Origin of the sequence: Legionella erythra, assembly GCF_001467615.1 — a bacterium.
Taxonomy (GTDB): Bacteria; Pseudomonadota; Gammaproteobacteria; order Legionellales; family Legionellaceae; genus Legionella_C; species Legionella_C erythra.
Window position 1 is genome coordinate 1 of the sequence record NZ_LNYA01000011.1, and the last position, 17,678, is coordinate 17,678.

A 17,678-nucleotide genomic window follows, 5' to 3' on the forward strand; every position below is an offset into this window, starting at 1 on the left:
ATCGGTGGATGGGACAATTCCTTTTTAGAAAATTTGCTCAGTTTGATTGAAAATTGAAGTGCGTAGGCCGTGTTTTGCCGCCAGGTTAATTTTATTTCTTAATAAATCCTTAATAAAGTCACGCTAAAATCATTTTTTTTTAAATCACATACCATGCCTTACATCTCACTCAGCATGCTCATGGATGAGACGAAGAAAACGCAAGGTTGGCAGTTAAACGTCGCCCTTGATCCCTCAGCGTTAAGGCCTGGCAGTGCCCATGACAAACGTGAGGCAATTGCCGCCATTCTTAGGGGCATTGCTAAAAAATACCGTGTTGATGCCCATGTCTTTGCCGTTGAGGAAGAACCCGAGAACGCTTATGATAGCGCAATTCATCGCCGTGCACAGGAAGGGCTTTCTCGCGGCAAGGAAATCATCTTAAGCCTGCCAAACCAGGATAAGGCATTCAGGAATCTCACCCATGAGCGTTTGGTATTGGAGCTTTGGTCTGAGTTGAATAAGGCGGGTGTGCCTTTGCATGCTGGTTTTGTGCCCGGACCTTACCCCATTTCGGGTCCTGACGGCTTGCCCACCCCCTTTTCCGTCAGTCAGAATCAGAAGCAGGATTTAAATGAGCCGCACAGCGCGCTATTTAGAGAAGCGGCGCCCATTCTTCCCCCTTACCCGCTGACGATCTTAAACCTGCCCGAATCGGATCTCGCTATTTATAAGATCAAGGTAAATGCGCACGCCATGGCAAAGGATAAGCGCGAATCATTTGCTCATCGTCATTCAAAAGCCATGCAGCAACTGGCGCATGATGTTAAAACATTAAAGCAAGGCCTGTGGCCAAGGATAAAATCCTTCCAGGATAGCCTTGAGAGTCATCGATTATCAGCAAATATATATTCTTTCCAACAGGATAAGCACAAAAAACTGGATTCCGAGCAGGAATTGTTAACACTTTATCCGAATGTAAAGCATGTGCTTGGCGAATACCCTCGTCAGGCGGACGATGATTTTTCTCTGCATCCTGTTATTGCTGATTTGCGATCGGGCATACTCTCCAAGCAGCAGATAGCTGAACACCTGAACGAATTAAAAGTTGGCTATCGATCTCAACTTGAAGCCATCAAAGCGGATTTTCAGCGACACGTGCGGGGTAATAACAAATCCTCACGCACCATGGTTATTGATTGGTCTTATTATTTTCCTGATTGCACCGAGGCGGAGATAGTGCAATTGATTGACTGTTTCCCGGCTGCCATGCAAAGCCTGTATCGACGAGTTGTTTTACTGGAACGGGAAAGGCGAAGCCATGAGCAGTTTAAAAAACAATGGCTTAAACTGAATTATTCAAGTTCCTTGCCTTATAAACAATTGTCACAGTTATCGTTTGCCATTCAACAATTGGTACGTGATGGCGAAGTGGATCTTCGTGTGGTGGATCGCTTTTTAGCACTGCATCAAAAAATAGAAGATGAATTATTCACTCATCAACGCGCCAAACCCGGTGAAACAGCATTTCCCATTGTCCTCGAGCACTTCACCGCTTTAGCACGACGCCTTCATTCCAAACCGAGACTTTCTCGCGAAGAAATAAGCAAGTTTGCCTGTCAACTGGACGAGGATCTGGCCGCTAAACGCCTGAGCATTGGCATGCGGGTCTGTATCGCAGGCTGCATTGGTGCCTTGCTTGGGCTAGTGCTGGGGTTTGTTGCCGGTGCGGCGCTCACCTGGTGGGGAGGCGGATTTGGCGCTATTCCGGGAGCCATTGCCGGTATGACGTTGGCAGAGGGCATCCTGATGGGCACCATGGGTGTTTTAATGGGTGCTGAGTTGGGTGCCGCAGCCTCCATGGTCGGGTTTTTCAGTGCAAGGGCTCAGGAAGCATCTCAGAAGGCCATCGAGCAAGAAAAGCAAACCAATAAACAGGCCCTTCTTCTTGAAATGAATGACGTCATTGAAGCAGTGGATGAGCAGCAAAAACCCTTTGAGGAGCCACTGCCTGTAGGCGCCTCAATAGTCACATTTCAATAGACTAGGCGTCCCCGCTGGAATAAATGTAGGCTTTGCTGTGATCCCCATGCCAGATTTGTTCTTCACTTAATGTGGTTTCAATGAATTCGATGGGTGCGCCGCATTCTTCGATCATGGCCACCTTGAAGCCGGGAATGGGTTCATATGGTTCAAGGATGACGCGTTTTCCGCTGATTGCCAGACTTAAATCAGGTACTTTAAACGCCACATGGGGCTTGGTCTGGATGAGGGGATGAAGCGGGCAACCCGGCTCAAAGCGATGGTATTGAATGCGGTATTCACTGTCTTCGCCGCCGCTGGTATACATTTTGAAACGTTCGCTGTATCGTTCCCCCGGGCGAGGGCGGTGGGTTGGAATCCCCATATGGTGGTATTCATAGGACGTGGTGTTAACTGTCATGTCTTCTCCCTTTCTCTGGCTAATGATTTTATCACATGGTGTACAATTTGTTATCGCCGGCTTTCTGCTGATTGGGCTTTGCAACTGTTGGGAAAAAGCGCATAATAGCTGCTTTTTGACGAAAGAATGAGTGCAATGAAAGAAACCGTGGAAAATTGGCTTGCATCGGCTATTGCAGCATTGAAAAAATCAGCGGTTATTCCGGCTGATGTCGACGTGGAAATTAAAATTGAGCGCACCAAAGACGCCGCTCATGGTGATTTTGCGACCAATCTGGCCATGATGCTGGCGAAACCTTGCCGCCAATCGCCCCGGCAACTGGCTGAATTAATCATTGCCCATCTGCCCAGAGAATCTGCGCTTGAGCGCCTTGAAATTGCCGGCCCTGGCTTTATTAACTTTTTCATGAAAAGCGATACGCTGTCACAGGTGATTGCTCAGATCCTGAAGCAGGGTGACGAATACGGCGCCAGTGATTTGGGGCAGGGCAAAAAAGTGCTGGTAGAATTTGTATCAGCCAATCCCACGGGGCCTTTGCATGTTGGTCATGGCCGCGGTGCTGCTTTCGGCGCGACCCTGGCTAATCTCTTAACAGTGGCAGGGTATGATGTCAGCCGTGAGTATTATGTCAATGATGCCGGGCGTCAAATGAATATCCTTGCCGTGAGCGTCTGGTTGCGATACCTAAGTCTGGCGGGCGAATCCATTGTCTTTCCTGCCAATGGCTACCGCGGCGAGTATGTCAATGAAATTGCAGAGCAGGCGCTGAGTGACTATGGCATGACCTACCGTCACGAATGGCCCATGGTAAGCCAGGGGCTTCCCCCCGATGAACCCGAGGGCGGCGATAAAGAGATTTATATCGATGCCATCATTGAACGTGCCCGTGCATTAGTCGGTGAGGCTGGGTTTAAGCATTTTCATCAATTGGCCTTAAATTCGGTACTTTGCGATATCAAAAGTGATCTGGCTGAATTTGGTGTGCGGTTTGACTGCTGGTTCTCCGAACAGTCTCTGCTCGATGATGGCGCCATCAGCAAAGGGATTGAAGCCTTGAAAGCGGGCGGCCATACTTACCTGAAAGATGGGGCCTTGTGGTTTAAAGCCACGGATTTTGGCGATGAAAAGGACCGGGTACTGATTAGAGCTAATGGCCAAACCACCTATTTTGCGTCGGATGTCGCCTACCACTGGAATAAATACGATCGCGGCTTTGATCGCGTCATTGATATTTTTGGCGCCGATCATCACGGTTATGTGACCCGTGTCCGTGCGGCAGTGAATGCTTTAGGCCATAATGAGGATGCACTGAATGTGCTGCTGGTTCAGTTTGCCATTCTTTACCGTGGCGGCGAACGGGTACAGATGTCCACCCGCAGTGGCTCCTTTGTCACCCTGCGTGAATTGCGTGATGAAGTGGGCAACGACGCGGCCCGTTTCTTCTATGTCATGCGCAAGCCGGAACAACACATGGATTTTGATTTGGATTTAGCCAAGTCGCAATCCAGCGACAACCCGGTTTATTACATTCAATACGCGCATGCCCGCATCAGCAGCGTTTTGCGCCAATTGCGTGAACGGGGCTTGAGCCTGAACGAGGACATGGGTCTTAATCATGTGAGTGCGTTGAAGGAACCGCATGAACAAGCATTAATGACTATGATTAGTCGCTACCCTGAAGTCATTAAGGCCGCCGCCGGCAGTTGTGAACCCCATCAGGTGGCTTACTACCTGCGCGAACTTGCCAATAACCTGCACAGTTATTACAATGCGGTGCAATTATTATGCGAAGACGAGGTGCAACGCGCTGCACGGCTTTGTTTATTAAAGGCGGTCCGTCAGGTGTTGCGTAATGGTTTACATTTGTTGGGTGTCTCAAGCCCTGAGAGCATGTGATGGCAAGGGATTATGGTAGAAAGGGAAGCAATTCGAGACAAAAAAGCCGTGCGCCGCGACAATTCCTGTGGGTTATCGCCTCGTTCTTAAGTGGTTATTTGGCAGCGACGGTGTTTGATGTGACCAGTTTATCCAACTGGATCGATAAAAATGTTCTTGCTCAAGAAGAAAAACCAACGCCTGCAACCCCGGCAGTGGTTAAGCACGAAGAAAGGCCCAAGCCCAAATTTGAATTTTATACCTTGCTGTCCAAGGACAACAGCGCGCCGGTCACCAATCACGCCGCCACAGCCGCAACGCCCACTAAAATGATACCAACCCCGGCTACGCCGTCGGCTCATGCGGCTGCCGGTCAATCGGTAGGTCAGGCCGCGGTTCATGCAACCCAGCCAGCCGTCGCTGTCGTGGAAAGTAAACCTGTAACGGACGCCAAACCCTCTGTTCCCGCCGTTCAGGCACATGAATCCTATCTGGTGCAGGTGGCCGCGTTCAACCGCCGTCAGGATGCCGAGCGTCTGAAAGCGCTGCTGGTATTAAAAGGGTTTGATGTTTCCATCACCACCATTGCCCAAAATCGCACCAATTGGTTCCGGGTGATTATCGGTCCGTTCCATTCGCGCTCAGAGGCTGAAAAAGCCCAGACCGATGTGGCACGTACGGAACACATCAAAGGGATTATTCGGAAATTTAACGTCTAGGGCAAAAGCACTGGATTGATCATAACAATAACAAAATTCCGAGGTTAACATGACTGTAACCTATCATTTTTCGTTGCCCGGTATTACCTGCGGTGCTTGTGTTAATTCTGTAGATGGGTTATTTGCGGGAGAGAAAGAGAGGTTAAAATTCGTCTCCTGGGGTGTGGATTTGGCCACAAAAAAAGGGTTTGTCACCGTTTTGCAGGAAGAGGAAAACGAGCAAACCCAAAGAGAATTATTAGCCTTGCTTGAGGCTTATGATATTACTGATATTTCAGCAGAACTCAATCCTGACTTATCCCAACCTGGCGTGTTGCCGGGAAATAAAAAATCCCACGCTTTTTCGCCAGCAACATTAGCCCCTGAACAGAAGATACCTACTCCTCTACCCTTTTATCAACGCGTATTAAAGTCACACTGGTTTTTAGGTGCGGTAGGAACCGTGTGCGGCATAGCCTTGATGATAGCCTGCCTGGTGACCGGCGGGCTGCCTTTGGCGATCATGATTGCGTTGGGGGTTACCTCCGTGGTGTTAACGCTTCTCCTTGGCGCATCCTCCTACTATCAGGCCTGGATAAAATTGGTGAAGGTCCGTACCTTAACCATGGATACGCTGTTCGCTATCAGTACACTGACCATTATTGGTGTCTCCATTGCCTCCTTTTTTGTCCCTTGGTTGCCCATGATGTTTGAAGCCGGGCTGCTTATTTTTGGTTTTCGCCACATTGGCCTTGCCATTGAAGAATCCATTAAAGACAAATTGGGCCTGGATAGAACCTACCAATCGGATTTGCCCCAAGATGTGCAGGTATTGAAAGAAGGGATAGAAGAGAGCCGTGAATTGGCATTGATTGAAGTGGATGAGATTATTATTATTCAACCCGGCGGCATCATTCCTTTAGACGGTATCTGTTTGTCAGATGATAACTGGATTGATGATAATATTATCAGTGGTGCCATCATTCCGCGCCGCTTGAAAAAAGGGGAGCATTTGTTATCGGGCATGCGTCTTCCCTTAAACGCTTCTCCGCTAGTATTGCAGGTGAAAGCCGTCAAAAGCGAGTCTTATCTGGCAAGGCTTGATCGTGGCATTGCAGAAGCCTATATGGAAAAGGCGCCCATTGAGGAGATGGCCACCAGAATTTTACAATATTTTATTCCTGCCGTGATCGGTTTCGCCCTTTTATCGGGCCTTATCATTGCCTGCTTTTTTCCCCCGGCGCTGGCTATTCAATGCGCCGTGACAGTGCTAGTCTCCGCCTGCCCCTGTACATTAGGCCTGGTTGTTCCTTTGGCCCTGATGATTGGTAATCGCAAAGCGGCTGATCACGGGGTGCAGTTTAAAAGCGGTAAAGCCCTGCAGGCGGCTGCCTCGGTTGATGCGGTAGTTCTTGATTTGAATGGTACGTTGACTCTGGGGGAACCCAAAATCACCCGAACCGGTTTGCTTGATGAGTCAATTAATACAAGTGATCTGTTTTCGCTATCCGCTGCGTTAGAACGCCATTCGCCCCATGCCTTCGCCAGAGCAATCTGTGATGAAGCCCATGAAAAATACGGCGGTAAATTACAACAAAGCCTTGCCAGCGACGTGGACGATTCTTACCATACTGGCTTAAAGGGAACCATTGCTGATACGGAATACCTCATTGGCAATCAGGAATTGATGGCGCAGGAAGGGGTTGAATGCCCGCCGGACCTGTTGCAAAAGATTTCGTTACAGGCTGGTGACAGTTTGGTGTTCTTAGCCAGTAAGAAAAAATTACTCGGCTATTTTGTGATAACAGATCCCCTGCGTCCCGATGCCAAACAAACCATTGATGCGTTAAAAGCAGCGGGTAAAACGCTGTTTATTAATACGGGTGCTTCGCTGGAAACGGCTCGCCGTTATGCCGAGCGTTTAGGTATTCCTGACGAGAATATCCATGCCGGTTGCGTGGGTGGTGAAAAGAAAGCAGAATTTATACGAACGCTTAAAGCGAAGAAGTATCATGTGGCCATGGTCGGGGATGGCGGCAATGACGGCTTGCCCCTGGCGTGCAGCGATGTAGGCTTCGCCGTGCAGTCACGCTCTGGCCATGCCATGGCCTCTCAAAATGCCGGAGCCATCATCCAGCAAGGCTCATTATTACCGATTGCCCATGGCTTGGCGATTGCCAGGCAAGCCGTCAGTAATATCAAACAAAATTTGGGGTTCAGCCTGGCGTATAATATGGCGGCAGTGATTTTGACGGGGGGCCTTTTAGTTGCCCTGGGCATAACCCTCAATCCCGCGGTGGGGGTTGCGTTGATGATCGTTCAGACCTTACTGATTTTAGGCAATGCGTATCGATTTAAATGTCAGCAGTCCGATGCCGTGCCAAAGGAAGAAGACAAGGCAGATTTTGGCCCGTGCTCCTATACCCAGTGTCAGTCCGGTTTGCCATGGAAGCCAGCCAATGCGCCAGATCCAGATATTTCCTTGCAGACAGAATCCTTGCCGCTGATGGACGAAAATCAGAGGGACTTGCTTGTCGAAGAGCATGGTCAGGTGGTTTTTAGCGGCTTACATTGACCACAATGTCGTTGGCATTTTTGACGGCATGGGGTTTGCTGACACTGACAGAGACCTGCTGGATAGGGAATTCTGCTTTCAGCAGGTTAGCGACCGAGTCGGCTACGGTTTCGATGAGTTTAAACGATTGCGATTCCACATGACGTGTGACCCGTTGACATAATTTATCGTAATCGATGGTTTTGTTAATATCCTCCTGGCAATCGCTGAAGTCAGCCGGGATGTGAATATCAATCAGTAAACGTTGAGCGATGCGTTGTTCCCACTCATGAATACCAATGCGCGTTGCAATAGTAAGGCCTTTAATGTGCAGACTGTCCATGCGCCGTTTCCTTTAAAATGAATAGCATAGCAGCAGGCCAAGATGGCATCAAGATGTGAGGAGTGTGGATTGTTAAGGCAGTTTGAATTAAAATTGATGATTTTGTGACTCAGGGAGAGCAGTATGCCATTTCAACTTACGTATTTTAAAACCATCGATTTGAGCGGAACGTCATTCGCTGAAAAAATAAAGAACACGCTTAGCCTTTTGGTAGATCCTGTAGAGATTGATGAAATTCCCGAGAAGCCGGTGATAGTGAGATACGTTCGCAGTAACGCATTCAGGGTCATGTCCGCAGTTGTACTCCAGGAGATGTTGGACTATAAACAAAGCCGCCTCAGCTATATTTCATTGCATTCAAATGACAAGAGTAAAATTGCCCTGGCGCTCAAGAAATCAGAAGCATTCACAACGCTTGAGCATCATTATAAAAGTTTCCTGGAATCCTTGATTGCTGCTCAATACAGCTATGGGGAGATTCTAACGCTTTGTAAATCGTTTGAAGAAAAATGGGATTTCTATTACAGCATTGATCCCCAGCTTAAAGATAAGGAGCTTTTGCAGCACACCCGTTTGGCCATATCGCCTAAGAATCGACCGGCCTTTGATCATTTTGCGACGTGTTTTACGCCTGCCCTGATGAGTACTGATTTTATTGCGCTGAGCTCATTTGTTGAGGGCTTGGCCAGTCAACAGCAATCCACCTATGAAAAATATAAAGGCGACGAGAAATCATTCGCTGGATTACAGAATGATGAAGTCTATTGCCCATCCACCAGACTGGTGATTGATGCAAGAGAATCGCTCACTACCCAAAATAATGCCCGCAATTTCATTGATATTTACATGGTTTTAGCGATGATGGCCAAGGTGGAGGCACCCGAAATCAACGTGTTTCTTGAAAGTAAGCCGGCTGATTACATGCAAAAATGTGAGCAAAAATTATACTGCTACCTGCATAATTCATGGCTCCTGGGCTTTACTAAAACAGAAACCCAACTCTTGTCCGATATGGGGGGCGCAAAAATTAAAAAGGCACTCCCCCGCGATCACAGCCATCTTTGGCAGCTTGAATGCACGCCCAAGCAAAACACCCTTAAGATTCTTATCGATTACAGCAAGCTGGATTCTGCCTTTCCGAGGGTATCCCTGTTTTTTACAGCTCATCGCGGCCGCCATCATCATGAGGCCGTTAAAAAGGCAGTCGAGGGGCTTGTCCAGGGGGAGAAAATGAAAACCGTTTTAAATACGCTGGAAACCGAAGCAAGAGAGCACCCTCAGTTTAATGAAGAAGGATCACTGATGTGTCGTTTGCGTTTTATCGATATGCATGTCGGGCCGCGTCCTGCTATCGAAACAGTATCAGCTAAAACACCACCCGAAGAAGTGGTTATTTCTCCAAAATAAAGGAATTCGCCTCATTGGCCATGCATGAATGGCCAATGAGGTGTGTTTTTAATAGGCAAAGCTATGTTCAGCCTGCACGGGATTATCCTTCGGCTTATGGGATCGGAGGGCTAGAAAGCCATGAGTTTGAAGCGCGCCAGGTTGATTAGATAGTTCGTGTCGCTGCCAACTGGACTTTACTGGGGTGACCTTAACCGTCGGTGCCGGTTCTTCTGAGAGCCCTTGCGTTATTTTTGTTGACGATTGGGTTAATGGTTCCGATGTTTTAACCACTGGCTTGATAATCTCGGGTTTGAAAAACAGCCCACCCACACGCAGTTTCAAGACTAAAAGAAAGGCTTTAAAGTAGGTTAACTGCTCATAATCATCTTTCTGCGCTGCCGGATTAGCCATGGTGTTGGCATACTCCTCAGGGGATAATTGTTTGATTGACCGAACATTCTTGCGATAATAAATGTCCTTACCCTGGGCAATAAATAAGGGCTGGGGCTGCGGTTTATCCAGATCGATTTCCGGTAAAAAAGTCAGACCCCCATAATTTTCGGGTTGACGCATCGTGCCGTCGTGCAGCAGTCGAGCGATATCACCCAGTGAATTATCCATGCCATTGATCAACATATCGCTGTTGCCATTGTTTTGGCGTTGAAAATAAGTGCCATCGCCGTAAACTTTATGATCCTCACGAATCATGATGAAAGGCTCATCATTTGGTTTGGTCTGAGTTGAAATAACAGGGGTAAACGGATTGCTGGCTGTAATGCTGACCGAGTTGTCTTCATTGTGCATGTTATTGACTAAAATGCCGCCCCAAATACCGAAGTTTTTTGGCAGATTTTTGCGCATCATGCCCATGCGGCTTAAATGGCCGGCAGCAAAGTGGTCGGAATAAAAATGCATGGCGAATAAATCGCGGGCAACCGCCATGGCGTGGTAACGATGGCCTAATTCGATATAAATGTCTTTTTGCGATTTTCCTGCGAATTTATAGTTGTTGTTGTCTTTATCATCCCGGATTTTTTGCAGATTGGCTTTTAATTTGGCTGGTAACTTGTCGCTGTCTTCTTGAATCCTTCCTGCAGCCAGTTCTTTGCATACATAGGCCAAGTGGGCCATACGCAGGGCCGAGCGGTGGCCGACGATGTAAGCCCTGAGTGACCAGGGCGAAAAATGGGCCTCATTATTGTTCAATTTTTCCCCGTATCCTGGGACAAGCAAGGCATACGCCGCCTGTTGCAGAAGGCTGGGAAGAGGACTTTTTTCAATGGCATAAATGCGTTGAATATCGGATTGTTTCACCTTAGAGGAGGCCAAATCTTCAAAAGCGCCCCGAAAAGCCTGTATTTCTGGAGTTGAAATGGGTTTGGTGATCACTTCTTTGTTATCAGTCCCTTGGGGTGTTTGTAATTGCAAACCCCAGCCTGCGAGCGTGTAATAGTCGCCGGCCAAAGCGACGATGTCACCGGCGCTTAATTGCAGATCAAGCGGCATGGGAATGCCATCTACTTTATGCATCATCCGCACTTTTAAGGTTTGCTTGTCGTCAGGCGACAGATTTTCACTGCCTTCCAGATAGGGATTGGCAAATGTTACGATACGGATTTGGTTGCCCGCTTGTTTATGCTCGTTCGTTTCCATCAATGACCCTTAGGGTTACTACTGTTGATAGGATAACCGATAAAAATTAAGATATCCTTAAACTGGCTTTTTGAGCCTGACAAACAAAATGCACCCGTAGGATCACATGCTGTGCTCCTGGTATTTCTTTTTCACGTCTTAAATTCCGGGAGAATCCCATCATGAACATAGCCATCATCGTCCAAGGTGAGGGGCTTTTTCTTGCAGGTTACTATCCCTGGTCAGTTTAAGCGTGATAAAAATCATCAGAGTAGCATCATAACCAAAGTGCTCATCAAATTGCATCATTGCCTGATGTTTTTCTTTGAATGTGGAAACGGCCTCTCGTTTGACAGGGTATCGAGAGGAAGTAGCCTGAAAATAGCCATTGATTGTTTATTTCCAAATTGATTTTCTGTTTAGCGAAACAATAAAAATGCTAACATTAACCTTTAAACAAGAACTGAGATTATCCCAATGAATGACCGCCATCAATCCCTGTTTTTACGCGCTTTAAAACAACAATCAGTCCCTCGCACGCCGGTTTGGTTAATGCGGCAGGCAGGCCGTTATCTTCCTGAATACCGCCAGGTGCGTCAGCAAGCGGGGGATTTTTTAAGCCTGTGCAAAAATCCGCAACTGGCTTGCGAAGTCACGCTGCAACCCCTGCGCCGTTATCCGCTGGATGCGGCCATTTTATTTTCCGATATTTTGACTATCCCTGACGCCATGGGATTAGGGCTTTATTTTGCGGAAGGCGAAGGCCCAGGCTTTCACAAACCCTTGCGTACAATCCGTGATATTGAAGCATTGCCTCATGTCGCCGTTGTTGATGAGCTAAACTATGTTATGGAGGCTGTGCGTTTGATTCGCGGGGCGATGCCATCGCATCTACCCCTCATTGGCTTTTCCGGAAGTCCCTGGACATTGGCCTGCTACATGGTCGAAGGCAAGGGCAGCCGCGATTACAAGCAAATGCTGACCTTGCTCTATAATGAGCCGCAGGCTGCCTATGCCTTACTGGAAAAACTCGCGGTTGCAGTCAGCGCCTATCTTCAAGAGCAAATTCGTGCCGGGGTGGATGCCGTCATGCTGTTTGATACCTGGGGCGGCCTGCTCAGCACGTCAAATTACCAACAATTTTCGCTTCATTTCATGGAGAAAATTGTCAGAGAAATTAAACAGAGTTTCCCCGACCTACCGATTATTCTTTTTACTAAAGGCGGGGGGCAATGGCTGGAGGCTATGGCTATGACCGGCTGCGATGCGTTAGGACTGGATTGGACTTGTGATTTGCAAGGCGCCAGAGCGCGGGTAGGCAAGCGAGTGGCTTTGCAGGGTAACCTGGATCCGACGGTGTTATTGGCGAACGAAAGCGTGATTCGTGAGGAAGTCAAAAAAGTGCTGGCCTCCTTCGGCAAGGGCAGTGGTCATGTCTTTAATCTTGGGCATGGCATTACGCCGGATGTTCCACCTGAACACGTCGCGGCCATGCTTGAAGCAGTCCATGAATACAGCCCATTTTATCACCAGGAGGATTGATGATCATCGAAAGCGGCTTTAAACCGGCTTGGTGGTTAATGAATGGTCATGGGCAAACACTTTACCCGACCATGATGCGCCGTGTCACAGCGCCAGTTGATAAGATGGAGCGCGTTGAATTGCCTGACGGTGATTTTATTGATTTAGCGTGGGCTGTAAATGGTCTGGCTGGTGATACGCCGTTGGTTATTCTACTCCATGGTCTCGGTGGCAGTATTGAATCGACCTATGCCGCCGGCTTAATGAGTGTTTTCAACCAGCATGGTTGGCGAGCCATGCTCATGCATTTCCGAGGTGCCAGTCAAGAACCTAATCGTCTTGCGCGTGCTTATCATTCGGGTGATACGGGCGATTTGGATTATTTATTACACGTATTGGCTGAGCGTGAACCGGACACATTAAAAGCGGTGGTTGGGGTTTCGCTGGGGGGAAATGTCGTATTGAAATGGTTGGGAGAGCAGGGAGAACAACACCTCGTCAATCCGGCTGTTGCCGTTTCCGTTCCTTTCCAGTTGCGACTGGTCGCCGACAAAATTGGCCAGGGATTTTCCCGCATTTACCAGTCTTACCTTTTGCGGCGCTTGAAAAAGGTATTTAGCCGCAAGATTGCATTACTAAAGCCTGATTTGCCCGAAGAATTGATGAATGTCAATCAATGGCATTGTTTCTGGACTTTTGATGAAAAAGTGACGGCGCCTTTGCACGGTTTTGCCAATGTGCATGCCTATTATCGCCAAGCAAGTTGTCATTCCTACTTAAGTAAAATTGCCACGCCGACGTTAATTATTCATGCATTAGACGATCCATTCATGACACCGGACGTTGTTCCCGAAGAGCAGGCCTTGTCGGAACAAGTGACTCTGGAACTGAGTAAGCGAGGGGGGCATGTGGGTTTTATCAGCGGCGGTGTTCCGGGGCGGCCCGTCTATTGGCTTGAAGAGCGCATCCCTGTGCACCTTCAGCAGCATTTTAGCCAGTTTGGAATTGACGGCTCAATTGAATAGCCATTTCCAGGGATTGTTCATAATTCAAGCGGGGATCAACCAGGCTGCGATAGGCATGCTTTAAATCCTCCTCACTTAAACCACGGGCGCCACCAATGCACTCGGTGACGTTATCCCCGGTTAATTCAAAATGCACGCCACCCAGATAACTGTTCATCTGATGATGAATAGTAACCGCTTGCTGCAACTCCGAAAGAATATTGTCAAAACGCCGGGTTTTAATGCCGTCTGCCGTAGTTTCCGTATTGCCATGCATGGGGTCGCAGGACCAGGTAACGGGAAAGCCGCTATCCTGTACGGCTTGAATCAACGAAGGCAGCAGCTTTTCAATTTGATTGGCACCCAGGCGGGTGATGAGCAGCACGCGGCCTTCTTCGCGCTCGGGATTGACTTTGTGTAACAAATCGTTAAGCCAGTCTTTAGTAGCCGATGGGCCGATTTTAATGCCGATGGGATTTTGAATGCCGCGAATGAATTCCACATGAGCGCTGTCAAGCTGCGCGGTGCGCATGCCTATCCAGGGCAAGTGCGTGGATAAATTGTACCACAGGCCATCCTGCGGTTTACGCGTCAGCGCCTGCTCATAATGGAGATGCAGGGCTTCATGCGACGTATAAAAATCGACCTTGTTCAGGCTGCTGTTGCGTAAGCCATCAATGCTTTCAAGAAAATCAAGTGAGTCAGCAATCGAGCGGACAATCGCATTGTATTCCTCCGCCTGCGGTGAATGTTCGACAAAACTTAAATCCCAGCGCTGCGGGTGGTGCAGATCGGCAAAGCCGCCGTTAAGCAGGGCACGGATGTAATTTAAAGTCATGGCGGCACAGCTGTAACCCTTGAGCAACAACTTGGGGTTAGGGATACGGGAATGGGCGTTAAACTCCGGGGAGTTGACCAAATCGCCGCGGTAACTCGGTAAAGTCACGCCGTCGACGGTTTCAAAATCAGACGAACGGGGTTTCGCGTATTGTCCGGCAATGCGGCCGACACGGATGATGGGTTTACGCATACCGTGGAGGAGCACCAGGCTCATTTGCAGCAAAATTTTTAATTTGTTGCTGATAACCTGCGAGCGACAATCATTAAATGATTCGGCACAGTCACCGCCCTGTAAAATAAAAGCCTGTCCCCGACCGGCGCGGGCTATGGCCAGTTTCAGCCTTTTAATTTCGCCGCTGGTGACTAAAGGCGGCATTTGACTTAACTGCTCGACCACCCGCGACAGTTGAATTTCATCGGGGTAAGTGGCTGCCTGCTGGTAAGAAAACTGCTGCCAGGAAACAGGGGACCAAGAACTCATAGTGAACCTTATGACTAGGCAAATATCCAAGTATGCGATGAATGAACAGATTGCGCAAGATACGTCAAAAGCTATCTGCCTTAAAATCGCAACCGCTTTATTCATTATTATTGCACAGGAGGACTTGAATTTTCTATCGTCGCCCCCAACTTAGAGCGTCTGATTGATGCGAGGAGTGGCTGATGAGCGACAATAAAACAAAAAACTGGCAAAAAATTAAAGAGGAAAGTGAAGCCCTGGAGAGGGATGATCTGTTTGAGGATGATCACGATCTGGATGAGGATGCTGATCCCGAAGAACACATTGAAGGCGCTCTCGAACAACCCAGTATTGGTGGGCTTGAGGAGAAACTGCTGCTGGCTGAAAAACAGGCCCATGAGAATTGGGAAAAATCAGTCCGTGCGATAGCGGAGCTTGACAATGTTCGCCGCCGGGCGGAACGTGATGTCGCCAATGCGCATCGCTATGGTCAGGAAAAACTCATTTCGTCCCTGTTGCCCATATTGGATAGCCTGGAGCAGGCGCTGCAACTGGCGGACAAAGACGCCAATACCGCCATGTATGAGGGCCTGCAGTTAACCATGAAGCTTTTTCTGGATGTGCTGGATAAGCATGACGTCAAGCAACTGGATCCACAGGGGGAAACTTTTAATCCGCAGGAACATGAGGCCATGTCCATGCAGGACGTGCCGGGAGCTGCACCCAATTCCATTGTTGCTGTGTTCCAGAAGGGTTACAAACTCAACGATCGCATCATTCGTCCGGCGCGTGTTATTGTCGCCAAACCCAGGGCGATTGATGAAAATGTTTAAATGCGCTTGAAATTGTTAAATTTCACCCCATATCAGAGACATGATGAATATATTAATAGTGGAGCAAGAATAAAATGGCAAAAATTATTGGAATTGACTTGGGTACGACCAACTCCTGCGTGGCAATCATGGAAGGGAACAACACCCGCGTGATTGAAAACAGTGAAGGTCACCGCACAACCCCATCTATTGTTGCTTACACGGATGACAATGAAACACTGGTCGGCCAGGCCGCCAAGCGCCAGGCCGTCACCAATCCTAAAAATACGCTGTTTGCCGTCAAGCGTCTGATTGGCCGTCGTTTTGATGATCCGGTTGTTCAAAAAGACATTAAAATGGTTCCTTACCAAATCATCAAAGCCGACAATGGCGATGCCTGGGTGCGCGTTAAAAACCAGGACAAGGCGCCACCGCAAATTTCTGCGGAAGTGTTGCGTAAAATGAAGAAAACGGCTGAAGATTACCTCGGCGAAGAAGTCAAGGAAGCGGTGATTACCGTGCCGGCTTACTTCAATGATTCTCAGCGTCAGGCCACTAAGGATGCTGGACGTATCGCCGGTCTTGAAGTCAAGCGTATTATCAACGAACCCACCGCGGCCGCATTGGCTTACGGTATGGACAAGAAACGCGGTGACTCGGTCATTGCCGTTTATGACTTGGGGGGCGGTACCTTTGATATCTCCATTATTGAAATTGCAGAAGTCGATGGCGAGCACCAGTTTGAAGTCTTGTCGACGAATGGTGATACCTTCCTCGGGGGTGAGGACTTCGACCTGGCGTTAATTGAATACTTGGCAGCTGAGTTCAAAAAAGACACAGGCATTGACCTGCATAACGACCCCTTGGCTCTGCAACGTCTGAAAGAAGCCGCTGAAAAAGCAAAAATTGAGTTATCTTCCGCTCAACAAACGGATGTTAACCTGCCTTATATTACCGCTGATGCATCAGGGCCGAAGCACCTCAACATCAAATTGACCCGTGCCAAACTGGAATCGTTGGTTGAAAAGCTGGTTGAGCGTACCATTGAGCCCTGCAAAACGGCCTTGAAAGATGCTGGTTTGTCCGTTTCTCAAATTAATGAAGTGATTTTAGTCGGCGGTCAAACCCGTATGCCGCTGGTGCAAAAAACCGTACAGGACTTTTTCGGCAAAGAGCCGCGTAAAGACGTTAACCCGGATGAAGCGGTTGCTGTCGGTGCCGCAATCCAGGCGGCGGTTCTGTCAGGGGATGTCAAGGATATTCTGTTGCTTGATGTCACGCCGTTGTCTCTGGGTATTGAAACCTTAGGCGGCGTCATGACCAAGCTGATCGAAAAAAACACAACCATTCCGACCAAGGCCAATCAGGTTTTCTCCACGGCCGATGATAATCAAACGGCGGTTACGGTTCATGTTCTGCAAGGCGAGCGTGAACAGGCTTCCGCGAACAAATCCTTAGGCCGTTTCGACTTAAACGATATCCCGCCTGCACCGCGTGGCGTGCCGCAAATCGAAGTGACCTTCGACATCGATGCCAATGGTATTTTAAATGTGTCTGCCAAAGACAAGGCGACCGGTAAGGCACAATCCATCGTCATTAAAGCGTCCAGTGGTTTAAGTGATGCGGAAGTGGAAGCCATGGTGAAAGATGCCCAGGCGCATGCGGACGAAGACAAGAAATTCAAAGAATTGGCTGATGTTCGAAACCATGCTGACAGTTTGATTCACAGCAGTGAAAAATCCTTGAAAGACCTGGCGACCGAACTCTCGGATGACGAAAAACGCGGCATTGAAACGGCTATTTCCGAGTTGAAAGAAGCGGTCAAGGGCAATGACAAGGCTCACATCGAAGACAAATTGAAAGTGCTGACGGACGCTTCTGCGAAAATGGCTGAGCGCATTTATGCCAAAAAAGCAGCGGAAGGCCAACCGCAGGGGGCTTCAGCCGGTGCTGAGACCCATGCGGAAGAAGCCTCTGCTTCCAAGGCCGATGAAGGCGTTGTCGATGCTGAATTCGAAGAGGTTCAGGACGACAAGAAATAAAAGCCGGCAGGAACCGGCTCATCCCTGCCGGTTCCTGGTTGCTGTAATGATCTAAGGTGAGAGTGCCAAGGCGCTCTTTTACTGTT

At 48.6% G+C, this 17,678-nt stretch carries 13 protein-coding genes; 9 read left to right on the top strand and 4 right to left on the bottom strand.

Annotated features, from left to right (window positions below; all coding sequences use genetic code 11):
* Positions 1-180: 180 nt before the first annotated feature.
* On the top strand, positions 181-2,022 hold the full coding sequence (locus Lery_RS03400) for a hypothetical protein (RefSeq protein WP_131751040.1): 1,842 nt from the start codon (positions 181-183) through the stop codon (positions 2,020-2,022).
* 1 nt (position 2,023) lies between these two features.
* Here the strand turns inward: Lery_RS03400 and Lery_RS03405 are convergent, their stop codons facing one another.
* Positions 2,024-2,422: a hypothetical protein gene (locus Lery_RS03405; protein ID WP_058525858.1), complete on the bottom strand. Its 399-nt coding sequence runs from the start codon at positions 2,420-2,422 to the stop codon at positions 2,024-2,026.
* Positions 2,423-2,557: 135 nt separating this feature from the next.
* Between Lery_RS03405 and argS the strand changes: the two genes are divergently transcribed.
* From argS to Lery_RS03420, 3 genes are read left to right on the top strand one after another with little or no spacing between them, the layout of a single operon-like run.
* Positions 2,558-4,318, top strand: coding sequence for an arginine--tRNA ligase (gene argS / locus Lery_RS03410; protein WP_058525859.1), 1,761 nt, complete (start codon positions 2,558-2,560; stop codon positions 4,316-4,318).
* The gene (locus Lery_RS03415; RefSeq protein ID WP_058525860.1) at positions 4,318-5,016 is read left to right on the top strand and encodes an SPOR domain-containing protein; all 699 of its coding nucleotides are present in this window, start codon (positions 4,318-4,320) and stop codon (positions 5,014-5,016) included. The genes argS and Lery_RS03415 overlap by 1 nt, the downstream gene beginning before the upstream one ends.
* 49 nt (positions 5,017-5,065) lie before the next feature.
* Entirely contained in the window at positions 5,066-7,570 is a 2,505-nt protein-coding gene (locus Lery_RS03420) for a heavy metal translocating P-type ATPase (protein ID WP_058525861.1), read from the top strand.
* Here Lery_RS03420 and folB read toward each other — a convergent pair.
* Positions 7,554-7,892, bottom strand: a complete 339-nt coding sequence (gene folB / locus Lery_RS03425; RefSeq protein WP_058525862.1) for a dihydroneopterin aldolase — start codon at positions 7,890-7,892, stop codon at positions 7,554-7,556. The genes Lery_RS03420 and folB overlap by 17 nt on opposite strands.
* Positions 7,893-8,015: 123 nt before the next feature.
* On the opposite strand from folB, the gene Lery_RS03430 reads away from it, so the two are divergent.
* On the top strand, positions 8,016-9,299 hold the full coding sequence (locus Lery_RS03430; RefSeq protein WP_058525863.1) for a DUF5617 domain-containing protein: 1,284 nt from the start codon (positions 8,016-8,018) through the stop codon (positions 9,297-9,299).
* A gap of 48 nt (positions 9,300-9,347) precedes the next feature.
* On the opposite strand, the gene Lery_RS03435 is transcribed toward Lery_RS03430, so the two are convergent.
* Complete coding sequence (locus Lery_RS03435; protein ID WP_058525864.1) at positions 9,348-10,934, bottom strand: hypothetical protein; 1,587 nt, start codon at positions 10,932-10,934, stop codon at positions 9,348-9,350.
* A 456-nt stretch (positions 10,935-11,390) separates the two neighbouring features.
* On the opposite strand from Lery_RS03435, the gene hemE reads away from it, so the two are divergent.
* A complete protein-coding gene (hemE, locus tag Lery_RS03440) occupies positions 11,391-12,455 on the top strand; it encodes a uroporphyrinogen decarboxylase (protein ID WP_058525865.1) in 1,065 nt (354 codons plus the stop codon).
* Positions 12,455-13,459, top strand: a complete 1,005-nt coding sequence (locus Lery_RS03445) for a hydrolase (RefSeq protein ID WP_058525866.1) — start codon at positions 12,455-12,457, stop codon at positions 13,457-13,459. Before hemE ends, Lery_RS03445 begins: the two co-directional genes overlap by 1 nt.
* Here Lery_RS03445 and Lery_RS03450 read toward each other — a convergent pair.
* Positions 13,425-14,759, bottom strand: a complete 1,335-nt coding sequence (locus Lery_RS03450; protein ID WP_058525867.1) for a 3-deoxy-7-phosphoheptulonate synthase class II — start codon at positions 14,757-14,759, stop codon at positions 13,425-13,427. The genes Lery_RS03445 and Lery_RS03450 overlap by 35 nt on opposite strands.
* A 182-nt stretch (positions 14,760-14,941) precedes the next feature.
* Between Lery_RS03450 and grpE the strand changes: the two genes are divergently transcribed.
* On the top strand, positions 14,942-15,571 hold the full coding sequence (gene grpE, locus Lery_RS03455) for a nucleotide exchange factor GrpE (RefSeq protein WP_058525868.1): 630 nt from the start codon (positions 14,942-14,944) through the stop codon (positions 15,569-15,571).
* 74 nt (positions 15,572-15,645) lie between these two features.
* Positions 15,646-17,592 (top strand): molecular chaperone DnaK, encoded by a 1,947-nt coding sequence (gene dnaK, locus Lery_RS03460; RefSeq protein WP_058525869.1) that lies wholly within the window; start codon positions 15,646-15,648, stop codon positions 17,590-17,592.
* Positions 17,593-17,678 lie beyond the last annotated feature (86 nt).

Excerpts from the sequence above, each read along its gene's own strand:
- Lery_RS03435 (WP_058525864.1), bottom strand. The coding sequence starts at position 10,934 with ATGGAAACGAACGAGCATAAACAAGCGGGCAACCAAATCCGTATCGTA.
- folB (WP_058525862.1), bottom strand. The coding sequence starts at position 7,892 with ATGGACAGTCTGCACATTAAAGGCCTTACTATTGCAACGCGCATTGGT.
- Lery_RS03420 (WP_058525861.1), top strand. The coding sequence starts at position 5,066 with ATGACTGTAACCTATCATTTTTCGTTGCCCGGTATTACCTGCGGTGCT.
- Lery_RS03400 (WP_131751040.1), top strand. The coding sequence starts at position 181 with ATGGATGAGACGAAGAAAACGCAAGGTTGGCAGTTAAACGTCGCCCTT.
- Lery_RS03450 (WP_058525867.1), bottom strand. The coding sequence starts at position 14,759 with ATGAGTTCTTGGTCCCCTGTTTCCTGGCAGCAGTTTTCTTACCAGCAG.
- Lery_RS03415 (WP_058525860.1), top strand. The coding sequence starts at position 4,318 with ATGGCAAGGGATTATGGTAGAAAGGGAAGCAATTCGAGACAAAAAAGC.
- dnaK (WP_058525869.1), top strand. The coding sequence starts at position 15,646 with ATGGCAAAAATTATTGGAATTGACTTGGGTACGACCAACTCCTGCGTG.
- Lery_RS03405 (WP_058525858.1), bottom strand. The coding sequence starts at position 2,422 with ATGACAGTTAACACCACGTCCTATGAATACCACCATATGGGGATTCCA.
- hemE (WP_058525865.1), top strand. The coding sequence starts at position 11,391 with ATGAATGACCGCCATCAATCCCTGTTTTTACGCGCTTTAAAACAACAA.
- Lery_RS03445 (WP_058525866.1), top strand. The coding sequence starts at position 12,455 with ATGATCATCGAAAGCGGCTTTAAACCGGCTTGGTGGTTAATGAATGGT.
- Lery_RS03430 (WP_058525863.1), top strand. The coding sequence starts at position 8,016 with ATGCCATTTCAACTTACGTATTTTAAAACCATCGATTTGAGCGGAACG.
- grpE (WP_058525868.1), top strand. The coding sequence starts at position 14,942 with ATGAGCGACAATAAAACAAAAAACTGGCAAAAAATTAAAGAGGAAAGT.
- argS (WP_058525859.1), top strand. The coding sequence starts at position 2,558 with ATGAAAGAAACCGTGGAAAATTGGCTTGCATCGGCTATTGCAGCATTG.